Source organism: Streptomyces sp. CC224B, assembly GCF_030010595.1.
Classification (GTDB): Bacteria; Actinomycetota; Actinomycetes; order Streptomycetales; family Streptomycetaceae; genus Streptomyces; species Streptomyces longispororuber.
Genome location: NZ_JASCXL010000070.1, coordinates 1 through 17,847, shown reverse-complemented (window position 1 = coordinate 17,847; position 17,847 = coordinate 1). Strand labels below are relative to the sequence as shown.

Annotated in this window: 13 protein-coding genes; 6 read left to right on the top strand and 7 right to left on the bottom strand. The window is 70.9% G+C overall.

The window, feature by feature from the left end; genetic code table 11:
* The first annotated feature begins 53 nt into the window (after window positions 1-53).
* Entirely contained in the window at window positions 54-1,100 is a 1,047-nt protein-coding gene (locus QK440_RS25960; RefSeq protein WP_282795630.1) for a methyltransferase, read from the top strand.
* Between the two features lie 106 nt (window positions 1,101-1,206).
* Here the strand turns inward: QK440_RS25960 and QK440_RS25955 are convergent, their stop codons facing one another.
* The 7 genes from QK440_RS25955 to QK440_RS25925 all read right to left on the bottom strand — a co-directional run bounded on the left by QK440_RS25955 (window position 1,207) and on the right by QK440_RS25925 (window position 11,887).
* Entirely contained in the window at window positions 1,207-2,364 is a 1,158-nt protein-coding gene (locus QK440_RS25955; protein ID WP_282795629.1) for a dipeptide ABC transporter ATP-binding protein, read from the bottom strand.
* Complete coding sequence (locus tag QK440_RS25950) at window positions 2,357-3,415, bottom strand: ABC transporter ATP-binding protein (protein WP_282795628.1); 1,059 nt, start codon at window positions 3,413-3,415, stop codon at window positions 2,357-2,359. The genes QK440_RS25955 and QK440_RS25950 overlap by 8 nt, the downstream gene beginning before the upstream one ends.
* Window positions 3,416-3,426: 11 nt before the next feature.
* Window positions 3,427-4,380, bottom strand: coding sequence for an ABC transporter permease (locus QK440_RS25945; RefSeq protein WP_282795627.1), 954 nt, complete (start codon window positions 4,378-4,380; stop codon window positions 3,427-3,429).
* Complete coding sequence (locus QK440_RS25940) at window positions 4,373-5,302, bottom strand: ABC transporter permease (RefSeq protein WP_282795626.1); 930 nt, start codon at window positions 5,300-5,302, stop codon at window positions 4,373-4,375. The genes QK440_RS25945 and QK440_RS25940 overlap by 8 nt, the downstream gene beginning before the upstream one ends.
* Before the next feature lie 88 nt (window positions 5,303-5,390).
* Window positions 5,391-7,013 carry an ABC transporter substrate-binding protein gene (locus tag QK440_RS25935; RefSeq protein WP_282795625.1) on the bottom strand — a complete coding sequence of 541 codons (1,623 nt, stop codon included), beginning with the start codon at window positions 7,011-7,013 and terminating at the stop codon, window positions 5,391-5,393.
* Window positions 7,014-7,485: 472 nt separating this feature from the next.
* Window positions 7,486-9,393 (bottom strand): translational GTPase TypA, encoded by a 1,908-nt coding sequence (typA, locus tag QK440_RS25930; RefSeq protein ID WP_282795624.1) that lies wholly within the window; start codon window positions 9,391-9,393, stop codon window positions 7,486-7,488.
* Window positions 9,394-9,562: 169 nt separating this feature from the next.
* The gene (locus tag QK440_RS25925; protein ID WP_282795623.1) at window positions 9,563-11,887 is read right to left on the bottom strand and encodes an ABC transporter family substrate-binding protein; all 2,325 of its coding nucleotides are present in this window, start codon (window positions 11,885-11,887) and stop codon (window positions 9,563-9,565) included.
* A gap of 545 nt (window positions 11,888-12,432) precedes the next feature.
* Between QK440_RS25925 and QK440_RS25920 the strand changes: the two genes are divergently transcribed.
* The 5 genes from QK440_RS25920 (at window position 12,433) to QK440_RS25900 (ending at window position 17,734) form a co-directional block, all read left to right on the top strand.
* Window positions 12,433-12,777, top strand: coding sequence for a hypothetical protein (locus QK440_RS25920; protein WP_282795622.1), 345 nt, complete (start codon window positions 12,433-12,435; stop codon window positions 12,775-12,777).
* Window positions 12,778-12,840: 63 nt separating this feature from the next.
* Complete coding sequence (locus QK440_RS25915; protein ID WP_282795621.1) at window positions 12,841-13,674, top strand: hypothetical protein; 834 nt, start codon at window positions 12,841-12,843, stop codon at window positions 13,672-13,674.
* Window positions 13,674-15,602, top strand: coding sequence for a fumarate reductase/succinate dehydrogenase flavoprotein subunit (locus QK440_RS25910; protein ID WP_282795620.1), 1,929 nt, complete (start codon window positions 13,674-13,676; stop codon window positions 15,600-15,602). The genes QK440_RS25915 and QK440_RS25910 overlap by 1 nt, the downstream gene beginning before the upstream one ends.
* The gene (locus QK440_RS25905; RefSeq protein WP_282795619.1) at window positions 15,599-16,387 is read left to right on the top strand and encodes a succinate dehydrogenase/fumarate reductase iron-sulfur subunit; all 789 of its coding nucleotides are present in this window, start codon (window positions 15,599-15,601) and stop codon (window positions 16,385-16,387) included. Before QK440_RS25910 ends, QK440_RS25905 begins: the two co-directional genes overlap by 4 nt.
* Before the next feature lie 90 nt (window positions 16,388-16,477).
* Complete coding sequence (locus tag QK440_RS25900) at window positions 16,478-17,734, top strand: hypothetical protein (RefSeq protein WP_282795618.1); 1,257 nt, start codon at window positions 16,478-16,480, stop codon at window positions 17,732-17,734.
* The last annotated feature ends 113 nt before the right edge of the window (window positions 17,735-17,847 follow it).

Sequence of the window (17,847 nt, the reverse complement as noted above, 5' to 3'; positions counted from 1 at the left end):
ACGCTGGCGGGGCAGATGCGTGTCGGTGCCGGGACAGGAACGGGAGACGCACGTTGAGCGCTACGGACGACCCCGCCGCGGAGCACACCGCCGATCCCCACCCCACCCCCGAGGACGCCCTCGTCGTCCTCGACCTCCACTTCGGGACGCTGTACGCGTCCGCGCTGCGCACCGCCGCGGTGCACCGGATCCCGGACCACCTCACGCGGGGCCCGCTGGCCGTCGACGAGCTGGCCCGGCGCGCGGGCGTCCGGGCCGACCCGCTGCGCCGGGTGCTGCGGCTGCTCGCGAGCCGGGGCATCTTCCGCGAGACCGAGCCCGGCGTCTACACGCTCACCGCGACCGCGGCGCTGCTCCAGGACGCGCCCGGCTCCCTGCGCGACATGGTCCTGTTCGGCACCAGCGACATGATGGTGCGCGCGTGCGCGCGGCTGGACGAGGCCGTGCGGACGGGCCGCCCGGCCTTCGACGAGGTGCACGGCGCGCCGTTCTTCGACTACCTGGCGGCGCATCCGGACGCGCAGGCCCGGTTCGACAACGGCATGGCGTCCCTGTCGGGGCCGCTCGACGACGTCATCGCGGCCACGTACCCGTTCCCCGACAGCGGCACCGTCGTGGACGTGGGCGGCGGGCAGGGCAGCCTGCTCGCGGCCGTGCTGCGGCGCCACCCGGGGCTGACCGGGGTCCTCTTCGACCAGGAGCGGACCGTGGCCGGGCACCGGCTGGACAGCGAGGAGCTGGCGGGCCGGTGGCGGGTGGAGAGCGGCGACTTCTTCACCGCCGTGCCGGCCGGCGGCGACCGCTACTTCCTGAAGCACATCCTCCACGACTGGGACGACGAGGAGTGCCTGCGCATCCTGCGCGCCGTGCGCGCCGTCGTCCCGCCGGACGGCCGCCTCGTCGCCGTGGACACCGTCATGCCCGAGGGCGACGCCCCGGACCTGAGCAAGACCCTCGACGTCGCCATGCTGGCGGTGCTCAAGGGCAGGGAGCGGACCAGGGACGAGTTCGCGTCGCTCTTCGAGCGCGGCGGCTTCCGCCTGACCCGGGTGATCGACACCCCCGGCTTCCCGGCCCTGGTGGAGGCCGAGCCCGTCTGAGGCGGCCCTGGCGCGGCGCCGTACGCCGGGTACGCGGAACGGGGGCGCCCCGAGCCGACCGACGGCTCGGGGCGCCCCCGATGACGTACCGGTGTCCCGGCGCGCGTCACGCCGCGTGCACGACGTCCTTCTCCTCGGCGAAGTGGCACGCCGACTCGTGGGCCGCCGGGGTGTCCTCGCCCGCGAACCGCTCGGGGATCGCAAGCAGCGGGACCTCCTGCGCGCACTTGTCCTGCGCCTTCCAGCAGCGGGTGCGGAAGCGGCAGCCGGACGGCGGGTTCGCCGGGGACGGGACGTCGCCGGTGAGGATGATCCGCTCGCGGCCCTCGCGGGCCTCCGGGTCCGGGACGGGGACCGCGGACAGCAGCGCCTGCGTGTACGGGTGCGTCGGGTGGTCGTAGATCTGCTCGTCCGTGCCGATCTCGGCCATCTTGCCGAGGTACATCACGCCCACGCGGTCCGAGATGTGCCGGACGATCGACAGGTCGTGCGCGATGAAGAGGTAGGACAGGTTGAACTCGTCCTGGAGCTTCTCCATCAGGTTGATGACCTGGGCCTGGACGGACACGTCCAAGGCCGAGACCGGCTCGTCGCAGATGATGATCTCGGGGTTGAGGGCCAGGCCGCGGGCGATGCCGATGCGCTGGCGCTGACCGCCCGAGAACTGGTGCGGGTAGCGGTTGATGTACTCGGGGTTGAGGCCCACCACGTCCAGGAGCTCCTGGACCTTGCGGCGCCGGTCGCCCTTCGGGGCCACCTCGGGGTGGATCTCGAAGGGCTCCCCGATGATGTCGCCCACCGTCATACGCGGGTTGAGCGAGGTGTAGGGGTCCTGGAACACCATCTGGATGTTCCGGCGGACCGCCTTCAGCGCGCGCCCGGACAGCTTGGTGATGTCCTGGCCCTTGTAGAAGACCTCGCCGGCCGTCGCCTGCTCCAGGGTCATGAGCAGCTTGGCCACCGTCGACTTGCCGCAGCCCGACTCGCCCACGATGCCGAGCGTCTCGCCCTGGTAGAGGTCGAAGGAGATCCCGTCGACCGCCTTCACCGCGCCGACCTGGCGCTTGACGATGACGCCCTGCGTGAGCGGGAAGTGCTTCACCAGGTTGCGCACCTGGAGGATCGGCTCGCCGCGCTCGACGGGGGCCTCGATCGCGGCCACCGCCTCCTCGGGCGTCTCCGCGTCGACCGTTTCCACCTCGGAGACGTTCGGCGTGACATCCGCCGGCTCAGGCGCCTCGGCGTCCTTCTTCAGGTCAGCCATGGATCGTCTCCTTCCAGAAGTGGCACGCGCTGCCGCGGCCCGCGAGCTCCGCGCCGTCGCGCTCCGTCACCTGGACGAGCGGCGGGACCTCGGTGCGGCAGATGTCCTGCGCCTTCGGGCAGCGCGGGTTGAACGCGCACCCCGAAGGGATCTTGAGCAGGTTGGGCGGCAGGCCCTTGATCGCGTAGAGCTCGGAGCCCTTCTGGTCGAGCCGCGGGATCGAGTCGAGCAGACCCCGCGTGTACGGGTGCGCGGGGCGCTTGTACAGCTCGTGGACGGGGGCCGTCTCCACGATCCGGCCCGCGTACATCACCGCGATCTTGTCCGCCACGTCCGCGACCACGCCGAGGTCGTGGGTGATCAGGATCAGGCCCATGTTGTACTCGCGCTGGAGCTCCGCGAGCAGGTCCATGACCTGGGCCTGGACCGTCACGTCGAGCGCCGTGGTGGGCTCGTCGGCGATGATCAGGTCCGGCTCCAGGGCGAGCGCCATGGCGATCATGATGCGCTGGCGCATACCGCCCGAGAACTGGTGCGGGTAGTCGCTCACGCGCTCCTTGGCCGCGGGGATCTTCACCCGGTCCATGAGCTCGATCGCCTTGGCCTTGGCCTCCTTGCGGCCCAGGCCCTCGTGCACCCGGAACATCTCGCCGAGCTGGTAGCCCACGCTGAGCACCGGGTTGAGGGAGCTGAGCGCGTCCTGGAAGATCATCGCGATCTTGCGGCCGCGGATCTGCCGGCGCTCCTCGCCCGACATCTTCAGCATGTCCTGGCCGCGGAAGAGGATCTCGCCCTGCGGGATCTTCCCGGGCGGCATGTCGAGGATGCCCATGATGGCCTGCGCCGTCACGGACTTGCCGGAGCCGGACTCGCCGAGCACGGCGAGCGTCTCGCCCGCGTCCACGCTGTAGTTGACGCCGTTGACGGCCTTGACCACACCGTCGCGGGTGTGGAACTCGACGTGCAGGTCCTTCACGTCGAGCAGCCTGCCGCTCTTCTCCTCGCCCGAGCGGGGGGCGGGGACGTCCGCGGTCTTCTCTGTGATCGTCACGTACGCCTCCCTCAGCGCAGCTTGGGGTCGAGGGCTTCGCGTACCGCGTCGCCGAGCATGATGAACGCCAGGACGGTGATGCTGAGCATCCCGGCGGGGAAGATCAGCGTGTGCGGGTTGTTGCGGATGTCCTGCGTCGCGTCGGAGATGTCGGCGCCCCACGAGACCGCGTCGCTGCCGAAGCCGAGGCCCAGGTACGACAGGGTCGACTCGGCGACGATGTACGTGCCGAGCGCGATGGTCGCCACGACGATGACCGGCGCGACGGCGTTCGGCAGGACGTGCCGGAACAGGATCCGCTTGGTGCCCGCGCCGAGCGCCTTCGCCGCCATCACGTAGTCCGCGTGCTTGGTCGTGATGACCGCGCCGCGCATGACGCGGGCGATCTGCGTCCAGCCGAGGAAGGCCAGGGCGCCGGTGATCACCCACACGTTGCGGTCGGTGAAGGCGTTGAGCACGACCATCGCGCCGAGCAGGAACGGGATGCCGAAGAACACGTCGGTGATCCGGGACAGCAGGCTGTCCCAGAAGCCGCCGAAGTAGCCCGCGAGCATGCCGACCAGGCCGCCGAAGAAGGTGACGAGGAGGGTCACGCCGACGCCCACCATCACGGAGTTGCGCGCGCCGTACACCACGCGGGCGTAGATGCTGCGGCCCTGGCGGTCGTAGCCGAACCAGTCCTCCTGGAAGAAGTGGCCGAGGTTGGGCGAGCCGAGGAAGTGCTTCTGCAGGTCGCCGCTGCCGGGGTCGGTGCTGGTGAACAGGCCCGGGAAGGCCGACACCAGCAGAACGAGCAGGATCAGCAGGGCGGAGATCACGAACAGCGGACGGCGGCGCAGGTCGCGCCAGGCGTCGCTCCACAGGCTGCGGGCGCCGCCCGCCTCGCGGCCCTCGGCCGGCTTCATGGTGACGACCGGCGTCTCGGCCGCCGCCTCGGCGGGCGTGGTCTTGGTGACGTCAGGCATAACGGATCCTCGGGTCCAGGACCGCGTAGAGCAGGTCGACGAGCAGGCTGGCGAGGAGGTACACGATGACGAGGACGGTGACGACACCGACGATGATCGCGCCCTCACGCCGGGCGATGCCCTGGAAGAGCAGGTTGCCCACGCCCGTCACGTTGAAGATGCCCTCGGTGATGACCGCGCCGCCCATGAGGGCGCCGATGTCCGTGCCGAGGTAGGTGACCACGGGGATCAGGGAGTTGCGCAGCAGGTGGCGGGTGACGATGCGCCGGCGCGGCAGGCCCTTGGCGACCGCGGTGCGCATGTAGTCCGCCGACCGGTTCTCCTTGATGGAGGTACGGGTCAGGCGTGCCACGTAGGCGAGACCGACCAGGCCCAGGACGAGCGCCGGCAGCATGAGCTGCTGGAAGTCCTCCGAGTCCTGCACCGTGGGCTTCACCCAGCCGAGTTCGTTGCCGAAGATGAGCTGGAAGCCCAGGCCGAACACGAAGATCGGGACGGAAATCACGAGGAGCGTGAAGAACGTCACGGTGGTGTCGATGATCCGGCCCCGCCGCACACCGGCGATCACGCCCAGGGTGATGCCGACGACGAGTTCGAACGTCCAGGCCATGGCGGCGAGCCGCATGGACACCGGGAACGCCTGGGTGATCTCGTCGAGGATGGGCCGGTTGCCGGCGATGGTCTTGCCGAAGTCCCCCTGCACCAGGCCCTTCATGTAGTGCAGGTACTGCTCCCAGAGGGGCAGGTCGAGGCCGCGGTCGTGCTTGATCTGCGCGACCTGCGCCGGGTCCGGCGGCTTGTCGCCCCAGAGCGCCTTGACCGGGTCGCCCGGAAGGGCGTTGACCATCAGGAAGATCAGCAGGGTTGTCCCGATGAACACCGGGATCATCTGGAGCAGTCGCCTCGCGACGTAGCGCCCCATAGTGGTGCCTCCGTCCATTGCGGAGCCGCCCGGAAGCGACGCCCGGGATCACCGGGCGTCGCTTCGCGGCTGCGGACTCCGACGACTGCTACTTCTCGAAGACCTCGACCTCGTGGAGGATCGGGTCACCGGCCTGGTCGAACTCGATCTTCTTGACGTTGTTCGAGTAGGCGGAGAGCGTCTTGTTGTACCAGAGCGGGATGCCCGGGAAGCTGTTGACCAGCTCCTTCTCGGCCTGCTGGTACAGCTCGGCGGACTCGTCGATGGTCTTCGCCTTGTCGGCCCTGGCGGTCAGGTCGTCGAACTTCTTGTCCGAGAAGCCGCCCTTGTTGCCGTCGACGCCGGTGCCGTAGAGGTCGGCGAGGAAGTTGCCGTTGAACGGGTAGTCGAGCACCCAGCCGGAGCGGTACATCGACTTGACCTTCTTCTGGTCACGGATCTCCGTGTCGGCCGCGAAGTCCGTCACCGCGTCGCCGGTGCACTTCACACCGGTCGCCTTGGTGATGGAGTTGCAGACCGCGACGACCCAGTCCTTGTGGGGCTGGTCGGCGTTGTACTGGATGGAGATCTTGTTGCCAGGGACACCGCCGCCGGCCTTGATGGCGTCCTTGGCGGCCTTCGGGTCGTACTTGCAGAACTTGCCGCAGGCGTCGTCCTGGTAGCCCTTCACGCCCTTGGCGACCCAGCCGGTGGCCGACTCGCGGGTGCCGTAGAACACCGTCTTGGCGATGGTGTCGCGGTCGATGGCCATCGACAGGCCCTGGAGGACCTTGACGTCGATGTCCTTCCACTGCGGCTTGTAGAAGGCGAAGTTGACCGTGTTGAGCGCCGAGAAGTCCATCTCGATGGCGCGGTCGCCGAAGTCCCGCTTGAAGTTCGCGAGCTCGCTGTTCGGGACGATCGGCATCGTGTCGACGTTGTCGGACTTCAGGTCGGCGTAGGCCGCGGTGTCCTTGGTGTACGCCTTGAAGTCGATGCCGCCGTTCTTCGGCTTGTCGGCACCCTTGTAGCCGTCCCAGGCGCGGACCGAGATCAGCTTCTTGCGGTCCCACTTCTGGAACTTGTACGGGCCGTTGCCGACGGGGGCCTCGCCGTACTTCTTCGGGTCCTTCAGGGCGGCCGAGGGCAGCGGGAAGAAGGGCTTGTAGACCAGCTTGTACGCGTAGTACGGGATGCCGTTCTTCAGCGTGATGGTGAAGGTGTTCTCGTCGACGACCTTCAGGCCGGACATGGCCTTCTTCTTGGCCTTGCCCTTGGCCGGGTGGACCTCGTCGTAGCCGACGATGTCGCGGTACCAGGCGCTGTTCTGCTGGCCGTTGGCCGGGTCGGCGGCCCAGTTCCAGGCGTCCACGTAGGACTTCGCCGTGACGGGCTCACCGTTGTGGAACTTCCAGCCCGGCTTCAGCTTGACCGTCCAGAGCTTGTTGCCCTGGGACGGCTTCACCGACTCGGCGTTCTCGTAGGTGATGTTGCCCTGCTTGTCGTAGTGAACAAGCCCGGTGAAGAGGGCGTCGATGACGACGCTGCCGTACGCCTCCATGGTGTTCGAGGGCTGCAGCAGGTTCTGCGGCTCACCGTTGGCGTAGCTGACGATCCCCTTGGGGTCGACCTTGCCGCTGTTCTCCTTGTCGTCGCCACCGCCACAGGCAGTGGCGGTCAGGGCCACAACACCGGCTATCGCGACCCACTTGGCGCTCTTGGCACCACGCATGGGGTTCCTCCTCATGAGTCCACTTGTTCACTACAAGAGGGGGTACGAGAAGCAGCGTCGACACCCCTGCCGACGTGGATCGAGTACCCCAGTGTGCTCGTGAGTCGGCGCTCCCCACAGCGCGTGACCCATTGACCCGAGCTATACGCGGTCAACTATTAGCCATGAGATACGGCCCGACCACACCCTTTTGGTCTCGGTTCAATCACACCTGCGCCGTACAACTTCCAAAATCCGGACAAACCGATCCTAGATAGATGGTTGCGAAACGGACGTGTTACCCATCTAACGGTCAGAGCAGTCCGCATAGCGGACACCTCTGAGACGAAAATCGGTTGCCGGAGGGGCGTCGGCCGGCCCGAGGGGTGCCTGTACCGCTGCGTCACGCTACCGCCCCGCGGATACGGCCGAGGCCGGTTTCCCCCACACCACCGGTGTGGGGGAAACCGGCCTCGGTACCGAACCGGGCGGCTCAGCCGTGCTTGGCGCGCGACGCCGCGCGGGCGCGCTCGCGCGCGTCCAGGTTCACCTTGCGGATGCGAACGGCCTCCGGGGTCACCTCGACGCACTCGTCGTCGCGGCAGAACTCCAGCGACTGCTCGAGCGAGAGCTTGCGCGGCGGCACGATGGACTCGGTCACGTCAGCGGTCGACGACCGCATGTTCGTGAGCTTCTTCTCCTTGGTGATGTTCACGTCCATGTCGTCGGAGCGCGAGTTCTCACCGACGATCATGCCCTCGTACACCTCGGTGCCGGGCTCCACGAAGAGCACGCCGCGCTCCTGGAGGTTCGTCATCGCGAACGCCGTGACCGTGCCGGAGCGGTCGGCCACCAGCGAGCCGTTGTTGCGCGTCTGGAGCGTGCCGAACCAGGGCTCGTGGCCCTCGTGGATGGAGTGGGCGATGCCCGTGCCACGGGTGTTCGTCAGGAACTCCGTACGGAAGCCGATGAGGCCGCGGGACGGGACGACGAACTCCATGCGCACCCAGCCGGAGCCGTGGTTGGACATGTTGTCCATGCGGCCCTTGCGGATGCCCATGAGCTGCGTGACGGCGCCCATGTGCTCCTCGGGCACGTCGATGGTCATGCGCTCGACGGGCTCGTACGTCTTGCCGTCGACCTCCTTGGTGACCACCTGGGGCTTGCCGACGGTCATCTCGTAGCCCTCGCGGCGCATGGTCTCGACGAGGATCGCCAGGGCGAGCTCGCCGCGGCCCTGGACTTCCCAGGCGTCCGGGCGTCCTGTCTCCAGGACACGCAGGGAGACGTTGCCGATCAGCTCGCGGTCGAGCCGGTCCTTGACCTGCCGGGCGGTGACCTTGCGGTCCTTGACGGCGGCCTTGGCGTCGGCGCCCTTGCCGGTGCCGCCCCGGCCGACCAGCGGCGAGGTGTTCGTACCGATCGTCATGGAGATCGCGGGCTCGTCGACCGTGATCAGCGGCAGCGCGACCGGGTTCTCCGGGTCGGCGAGGGTCTCGCCGATCATGATGTCGGGGATGCCCGCGACGGCGCAGATGTCACCGGGGCCGGCCTTCTCGGCGGGCTTGCGGGTCAGGGCCTCCGTCATCATCAGCTCGGTGATGCGGACGTTGGCGATGGAGCCGTCGCGCTTGATCCACGCGACGGTCTGGCCCTTCTTCAGCTCGCCCTGCTCGACGCGGAGCAGCGCGATGCGGCCGAGGAAGTTGTCGGCGTCCAGGTTGGTGACGTGGGCCTGGAGCGGGGCGTCCTCGTCGTACTCCGGCGCCGGGACGTGCTGGAGGAGCGTGGTGAAGAACGGCTCCAGGCTGTCGCTGTCCTGCGGGACCGTGCCGTCCTCCGGCTTGGTCAGCGAGGCGATGCCGTCGCGGCCGCAGGCGTACACGATCGGGAACTCGATCTGGTCCTCGTCGGCGTCCAGGTCGAGGAAGAGGTCGTAGGTCTCGTTGACGACCTCGTCGATGCGCGAGTCCGGCCGGTCCGTCTTGTTGATGCACAGGATGACGGGCAGGCGCTGCTGGAGGGCCTTGCGCAGCACGAAGCGGGTCTGCGGCAGCGGACCCTCGGAGGCGTCGACGAGCAGGACGACCGCGTCCACCATCGACAGACCGCGCTCGACCTCGCCGCCGAAGTCGGCGTGGCCGGGGGTGTCGATGATGTTGATCGTGATCGGGTCGCCGCCGTCCTTCGGGTGGTACTTGACGGCGGTGTTCTTCGCCAGGATCGTGATGCCCTTCTCACGCTCCAGGTCGTTCGAGTCCATCATGCGGTCGTCGACGGAGTCGAGCTGGTGGGCGGCGAAGGCGCCGGCCTGCTTGAGCATGGCGTCGACGATGGTCGTCTTGCCGTGGTCGACGTGGGCGACGATGGCTACGTTACGGATGTCGTGGCGCGTGGGCATACGAGCTGGGCTTCTCCCGGAAGTGAGTGGACGGCTGCGCGTACTTTTCTCTGCTGGTACGCGGCCCTGCCGGGCAGGAAACACGCCTCGGCCTTACACCATCCTACGTGCCGCCGCCGAGTACGGCTCGGCGGGCCCCCGTCCCGGGGGCCCGCGGCCTGCCGTGCCGTCAGCGGCGGGAGGGGCCCTGGGCGGGCCGGACGCCGTGCTTGAGGTAGCCCATGTCCTCGTAGCGCGGGGTCTCGAAGCCGAAGGCGCCCGCGTTGGCCAGGGTGGGGCGGGCCGCCACGAGCTGGGGGCGCTGATAGAGGGGGATGGAGCCCGCGGCGGCCCAGATGCGGGCGTCCGCCTTCTGCACCAGCTCGCGGTTCTCGCCCTCGTCGAGCTCGGCGAGGGCCTGGTCGAAGAGCTGGTCGATGTGGTCGGTGCCGACGCGCGTGTAGTTCTGCTCGACGTTCAGCGAACCGTCCGCGGCGGGCACGGGCTTGGCGAAGATCGGCCGGGCGTCGGTGGCGGGGAAGGCGGACGCGGGCCAGGAGTACAGCGCCATGTCGTACTGGCCGGACGCCACGTGGTCCTTGAAGTAGCTCTCGTCGGCGACCTTCGAGATCTCCGTGCGGACCCCGATCCGCCCCAGCATCCGCGTGATCCGGTCCGCGACCGAGCGCAGCGCCTGCGAGCCGTCGCCGGAGGGCAGGACGAAGCGGAGGGTGAGCGGCTTGCCGTCCTTGGCGAGGGGGCCCGTGGCCGCCGCGCCCTTGCCCGCCTCGGGGGCGGCGGTGCCCTTGGGGGCGTAGGCGCCGGGGGCACCGCCCTTCGCGTGCTTCTCCTTGTGCTGCCGGGCCGGGCCCCCCGGGTCCTTGCGCTGCTCCTTGTCGGCCTCCCGGCGCGTGGCGAGGGCGTGGGCCTGCCGGGTCACCAGGGCGGCCTGCTGGATGGCGGCGGCGGGGCCGGGGGCGAGGACCGAGGTGCCGGGGTCACCGGGCTTCTCGTCGTCCTCGCCGACGATGTACGTGCCGTCGTCGTCGGCCGCGTCGCTGCCCGCCGCGCCCTCGCTGCCCCTCTCCTCCCCCGCGTCGCCGGTCCTGCCGCCGGCCCGGTCCTTGTACTTGTCCGAGAGCGGGCCGCCGCGGACCCAGCCCGCGTCGGCGAGCAGGGCCCGTGCCTCGGCGGTGTCCTGGTCGCCGAGCGCGCCGCTGTTGTCGGCGTAGGCGTCCTGTCCGGCGAGGGCCAGGTGGCTGCCGACCGGGCGCGCGGGCAGGCCGAGCGGCTTCAGAACCGTTTCCGCAAGCTCCTCGCGGTCCAGCGCCCGGGCCACGGCGCGGCGGACCCGGTCGTCCGCGAGCGGGCCCTCGGAGCCGTTGAGGGCGAGCTGGGTGTAGGCGGGTTCGAGGGCCTTGCGGACCACGTAGCGGCGCAGGCCCGCCTGCTCGCCGGCGTACCGCCGCACGGCCCTGTCGGTCCGCTCGCGCGCCTCCAGCTCGGCCTCCGCGGCCTCCTCGTCGGAGCCGTGGGCGACCGCCCAGGAGCGCAGGGCCCCGGCGGGCGTCAGCCGGGCGGCGGGGCCGTGCGTGAGCGCGCCCTGCCGGCCCTTCTCGCGGGCGGCCAGGGCGATGCGGCCCGCCTCGTCGGCGTCGACCTCGGCGAGGTCGACCCTGCCCCGGGCGAGGGCGGCGGCGCGGCGCTCGCGGGGCACCTCGCGCAGGACCAGCTTGTCGAGCTTGGTGGGGTCGCCCCACCAGCGCGGGTTGCGCCGCAGCGTGACCTCGCCGGCGTCGCGGTCGACCTTCTTGAAGGCGAAGGGGCCCGCGGTGACCTTCAGCCTGCCGCGCGCGCCGTCGTTGAAGGCGTCGGGGCTGCCCATGACCTGCTTCGGGTACAGCGGTGAGAACAGCGAGCGCCAGTCGGCGTACGGCTGGGCGAAGGTGACGCGCACCTCCAGGTTGTTGGCGCCGCGCTCGATCTTCTCGATGCGCTCGTAGCCCGCGTTGCGGGCCGTCCAGTACGCGCTGTCCTTGCCGGACAGGGCGCGCCACTGGGCGGCGAAGTCGTCGGCGCCGACCTCGCGGCCGTCGCTCCACACCGCCTGCTGGTTGAGCTTGTAGAGCACGACCTGCCGGGGCTCGCGCTCCACGACCTCCGCCGACTCCAGGAAGTCGGGGTTGCGCTGGACGCGGCCCCGCTGGTCGAGCCGGTACAGCGACGGCAGTACGGCGCTCGCGATGCGGGAGGTGGTGGCGTCGGCGTCCGCCTGGAACGCGTTGAAGGTGTCCGGCAGGTCGTCCACCGCCCACTTCACGGTGCCGCCGTCGGCCACCTGGGAGCGGGCGGCGGGCGCGATGTCCTGCGCGGCCGCCGCGGCGCCCGTCCCGTCGTCGTCCGCGCCGCACCCCGCGAGGGCGGGCAGCGCGAGGACGCCGGCGACGAGGAACACGGCGGAGCGGACCGTGGCCGTCGGGCGGGCCGGTCGCGGCCTGGCGCGGTCGTGGGGCATGACGGGTACCTCCGGGGCGTGCTGTCCGGCCGCCTTGCTGGGGCGCTGCCGTGCGGGTGGGGCTGTGCCCGGGCGGGCGCGGGTGAGGGTGGGGCGGCTTCGCGCGCGTTCGCTGAGGCTTTGCGGCGCTTCGCCGGGATTATGGAGTTGATCACATGTATTGCGGTATCGCCCCCACTGAACGGGACGGGGAGGGGAGGGTGGAGCCGACACGGCGGGGCGGTGGCGGATGCCACTCGGGTGGCGCAACGGGGCCTGGCCCGGCCGACGCACACCTCGGTGGCCTCTGGATCGCCGAGGCCGAGGACGACGACGTCGCGAGCGAATGGACCCGGCAGGCCGCGCGGGCGGGCCCGCCCGGGGCGCGGGGCGGGTGCGGGGCCGGGTGGGGGCGCTCGGCGGGGTGGGGTGCTTCGGCGGGGACGGGTGCGCCCGGGTGAATCCGGGCGGATCCCTTCCCAAGCCGGGATGTGACGCGCGACACTCGCAGGCGCATGAGCGTTTGCGTGAGCGTTGCCACCGCACCCGTGAAGTGAGGGCAAGTCATGGCTCTGCAGGACGACTTGACGGCCATTCAGCGCTGTGTCGACGATCTGGTGCACGCCGTGGACCGGATCGGGCAGCGGACCGGTCCCGAACTGGCGGGCGTCGACTTCCGCCGCGTCCGCATGGACACCGACCACCTGCGCGAGAGCCTCGCGCTGCTGCGGGCCGCGACCTCGGCCGCGCCGGACCCGGCGGGCGCGCCCCCGGCCGGTCCCGCCGCCGCGGTGCCGCCGCCCCCGCCGCGGCCCCCGATGGTCCCCGTGCCGGACACCCCGTACGACCGTTCCCTGTGGACGGACTCGGACGACGAGGGCCTGGGCGCCCGCGACCGCCGCGCGCCCTGACCCGGCCGCACCCCCCCCGCCGCATCCCCTCCCCCCACCCGTCGACGAAGGAGTGGAGCCTCGTTGGCCACTGGCACCGAACCCCATCTGAAGAAGGGCACGGACCCCGGCGGCGTACGGCACGGCACGCGCGCCGCGATCGGCGCTGCCCATCTGCGGACGGACCGCTGGTGGGTGCAGCCCGCCGCGACCGCCGCCGGGCTGCTCGCCTTCGTCGTGTACTCGACGTGGCGGGCGTTCGCGGACTCCGACTACTACGAGGCGCCGTACGTCTCGCCGTTCTACTCGCCGTGCCTCGCCGAGAACTGCGCGCCGATGCGGGACGGGCCCAACTGGGAGATCTTCGGGAGCTGGTGGGGGCTCTCCCCCGCGCTGCTGGTCCTCATCTTCCCGCTCGGGTTCCGGCTCACGTGCTACTACTACCGCAAGGCCTACTACCGCGGTTTCTGGGCGTCCCCGCCCGCCTGCGCGGTGGCGGAACCGCACGCCACGTACACCGGTGAGACGCGTTTCCCGCTGATCCTGCAGAACCTCCACCGGTATTTCTTCTACGCCGCGGTGCCGGTCGCCGGAATCCTCACGTACGACACCGTGCTCACCTTCCGCGACGAGCACTACGCGTGGGGGCACGCCGGGCTCGGCACCCTGGTGTTCCTCGTGAACATCGTCCTCATCTGGGCGTACACCTTCTCCTGCCACTCCTGCCGGCACATCGTCGGCGGAAAGCTCAAGCACTTCTCCAAGCACCCGGTGCGCTATCGGATGTGGCGGTGGGTGGGGTGGCTGAACGGCCGCCACATGCTGCTCGCCTGGGCGTCGTTGGTCAGCGTCGCGCTCGCCGACTTCTACGTGTATCTGATCGCCTCCGGGGCGTTCGACGATCCGAGGTTGTTCTGATGGCTCAAGTGGAGCGGCAGCAGTGGGATGTCGTCGTCGTGGGCGCCGGCGGGGCCGGGCTCAGGGCCGCGATCGAGGCGCGGGAACAGGGCGCCCGTACGGCCGTGATCTGCAAGTCGCTCTTCGGCAAGGCGCACACGGTGATGGCCGAGGGCGGCATCGCCGCGGCCATGGCGAACGTGAACTCCGGCGACAACTGGCAGGTCCACTTCCGCGACACCATGCGCGGCGGGAAGTTCCTCAACCAGTGGCGGATGGCGGAGCTGCACGCCCGTGAGGCGCCCGACCGGGTGTGGGAGCTGGAGACCTGGGGAGCCCTCTTCGACCGCACGAAGGACGGGCGGATCTCGCAGCGGAACTTCGGCGGGCACGAATACCCCCGGCTCGCACACGTCGGCGACCGTACGGGCCTTGAGCTGATCCGCACGCTGCAGCAGAAGATCGTGGCGCTGCAGCAGGAGGACAAGAAGGAGTTCGGGGACTACGAGGCCCGCCTGAAGGTCTTCCAGGAGTGCACCGTGACCCGGGTCCTGAAAGAGGGCGGGCGGGTCAGCGGGACCTTCTGCTACGAGCGGGAGAGCGGGCGGTTCTTCGTCATCGAGGCGCCCGGTGTCGTCCTGGCCACCGGCGGCATCGGCAAGTCCTTCAAGGTGACGTCGAATTCGTGGGAGTACACCGGCGACGGCCACGCGCTCGCGCTGCTCGCGGGGGCGCCGCTGCTCAACATGGAATTCGTGCAGTTCCACCCGACGGGAATGGTCTGGCCGCCGTCCGTGAAAGGCATTCTCGTCACCGAGTCCGTGCGCGGTGACGGGGGCGTGCTGCGGAACTCCGACGGCAAGCGGTTCATGTTCGACTACATTCCCGACGTCTTCAAGGAGAAGTACGCGGAGTCCGAGGAGGAGGGCGACGGCTGGTACGAGGACCCGGACCACCACCGGCGCCCGCCCGAGCTGCTGCCCCGCGACGAGGTGGCGCGGGCCATCAACGCCGAGGTGAAGGCCGGGCGCGGCTCCCCGCACGGCGGGGTCTTCCTGGACGTGTCGACGCGGATGCCCGCCGAGGTCGTCAAGCGCCGGCTGCCGTCCATGTACCACCAGTTCAAGGAGCTGGCCGACGTCGACATCACCGCCGAGCCCATGGAGGTCGGGCCGACCTGCCACTACGTGATGGGCGGCGTCGCGGTCGACTCCGACACGGCGGCGGCGCGCGGCGTGCCCGGCCTGTTCGCGGCCGGCGAGGTCGCGGGCGGCATGCACGGCTCGAACCGGCTCGGCGGCAACTCGCTCTCCGACCTGCTGGTGTTCGGCCGCCGCGCCGGTCTGTACGCGGCCCGGTACGCCGCCGACCTCGCCGTCCGGCCGGTGGTGGACGAGCCGCAGGTGGCCACCGCGGCGGCCGAGGCGCTGCGCCCGTTCAGCGCGGAGGGCCCCGAGGCCGGGGCGGCGCCCGAGAACCCGTACACGCTGCACCAGGAGCTCCAGCAGACCATGAACGACCTGGTCGGCATCATCCGGCGCGAGGCCGAGATGGAGCGGGCCCTGGACAAGCTCGCGGAGCTGCGGACGCGGGCGCGGCGGGCCGGGGTCGAGGGGCACCGGCAGTTCAACCCGGGCTGGCACCTGGCGCTCGACCTCAGGAACATGCTGCTGGTCAGCGAGTGCGTGGCGCGGGCGGCCCTGGAGCGCACGGAGAGCCGCGGCGGGCACACCCGCGAGGACCACCCCGGTATGAACCGCGCCTGGCGCCGCGTGAACCTGCTGTGCCGGCTCGCCGACCCGACCGGCGGCCTCGCGGCCACCGACCCGGTGCGCGGCCAGATCGACCTCGAACGCGTCACGACCGACCCCGTCCGTCCCGACCTGCTCGCTCTCTTCGACAAGGAGGAGCTGGTCAAGTACCTGGCCGAAGAGGAGCTCTACGAGTGAGCACAGCAGCGGCGTCCACGGCGTACGACGCGCACTTCCGGGTGTGGCGGGGCGACACCGGCGGCGGTGGCCTGGAGGACTTCACGGTCGAGGTCAACGAGGGCGAGGTGGTCCTCGACATCATCCACCGGCTCCAGGCGACCCAGGCGCCGGACCTCGCGGTGCGCTGGAACTGCAAGGCGGGCAAGTGCGGCTCCTGCTCGGCGGAGATCAACGGGCGGCCGCGGCTGCTGTGCATGACCCGCATGTCGGTGTTCACGCGTGACGAGACGATCACCGTCACCCCGCTGCGGGCCTTCCCCGTGGTCCGCGACCTGGTGACCGACGTCGGCTACAACTACGCCAAGGCGCGGGAGGTGCCCGCGTTCGTGCCGCCGCCCGGCGTGGAGCCGGGCGCGTACCGCATGGCGCAGGAGGACGTGGACCGCCCCCAGGAGTTCCGCAAGTGCATCGAGTGCTTCCTGTGCCAGGACACCTGTCACGTGGTGCGGGACCACGAGGAGAACAAGACGTCGTTCGCGGGGCCGCGCTTCCTGATGCGCGTCGCCGAGCTGGACATGCACCCGCTGGACGCGGCGGCCGACGCGGGCCTGGACCGCAAGACCGCCGCCCAGGAGGAGCACGGCCTCGGCTACTGCAACATCACCAAGTGCTGCACGGAGGTGTGCCCCGAGAACATCCGCATCACGGACAACGCGCTGATCCCCCTGAAGGAGCGGGCCGTCGACCGCAAGTACGACCCGCTGGTGTGGCTGGGGAACAAGATCCGGCGACGGGAGCGGTAACGGCCGAAGGGGCCCTGGGGGTTATCCCCCGGGACGGACTCTCCGGCTTGCCCCATGGTCGCGGGCGGGGCCGCGGACCAGCATGGACGCATGACTTCCGCCGCGCTTCGCACCCCGCACCCGACCCGTCTGACCAGGGGCGTGACCGCTCTCGCGCTCGCCGCCGGAGCCCTGGGCGCCGGGGCCGCGGCCCCGGCCGCCGCGCACACCGCGCCCGAGCGGCCCGCCGCACCCGTGCGCCCGGAGCTGCCCGCCCCCACCGGCCCGCACCCGGTGGGCACGGTGACGGCCCGCCTCGTCGACCACGCGCGCCACGACCCCTGGGTCACCTCGCGGCCGTACCGCGAGCTGATGGTGAGCGTCTGGTACCCGGCGCGGAAGACCGGCGGGTCCGGGCGCGCCCCCTACATGGCGCCGGGCGCCGCCGAACGCTGGGGCGCGGAGCCGCGGCACGGCGTCCCGGCGGGCGCCGTCGACTGGGCGGGCATGCGCGTCCACGCCCGGCAGGGCGCGCCCGTCGACGGCCGGGGCGGGCGGCGGCCGGTGCTGCTGTACTCGGCGGGCGCCAACGACCCGCGGACGTGGAACACCTCGCTCGTCGAGGACCTGGCGAGCCGCGGCTACGTCGTCGTCACCGTCGACCACACCTACGAGTCGCCGGGCGTGCAGTTCCCCGACGGCTCGGTCGCGGACGACAAGCCCCTCAAGGACGCGCTCGCCGGGGTCACGGACGACGAGTCGCTCTCCCGTCTCCTGAAGAAGGTCATGGACGTCCGGGTCGCCGACGACCGGTTCGTCCTGGACCGGCTCGGTGACCTGCCCGGCGGCCTGTCCCGGGTGGTCGACCGCAACCGTGTCGGCGCGGTCGGGCACTCCGCGGGCGGCATCGCCGCCGCCGGGACGATGTACGCGGACAAGCGCGTGAAGGCCGCCGTCGACCTGGACGGCTCGCTGGAGTACAACGGCGAGCCGAAGGGCACCCACCTCACCGACATCGCCCGGCACGGCGTGGACCGGCCGCTGCTCCTCATGGGCCGCGACGGCGTCGACCACACCACCGAGCCGTCCTGGGGCGCCTTCTGGTCCCGTACGCCGGGCTGGAAGGCCGACTTCACGCTGCGCGGCTCGCGCCACCAGACGTACACCGACCTCACCGCCGTGCTGCCGCGGGCCGGGCAGCCGCGCGACGTCGTGGAGAGGAACATCGGCACGGTCGACCCGGCACGGGCCACCGCCGTCCGGCGCGCGTACGTGGCGTCGTTCTTCGACCGCTGGCTGCGCGACCGGGACGACCACCTCCTGGACGGCCCGTCGCCCCGCTTCCCCGAGGTCCGCCACGTGCCGTAGGCCCGCCCCGGCCCCGGTCGCGGGGGTGGGGGGACGGTCCTACGCTGCCAGGTGTGACGCCGTCCCCGCCGTCCCCGCCGTCCTCGCCGCCCGCGCCGCCGCCGGCGCGGGCG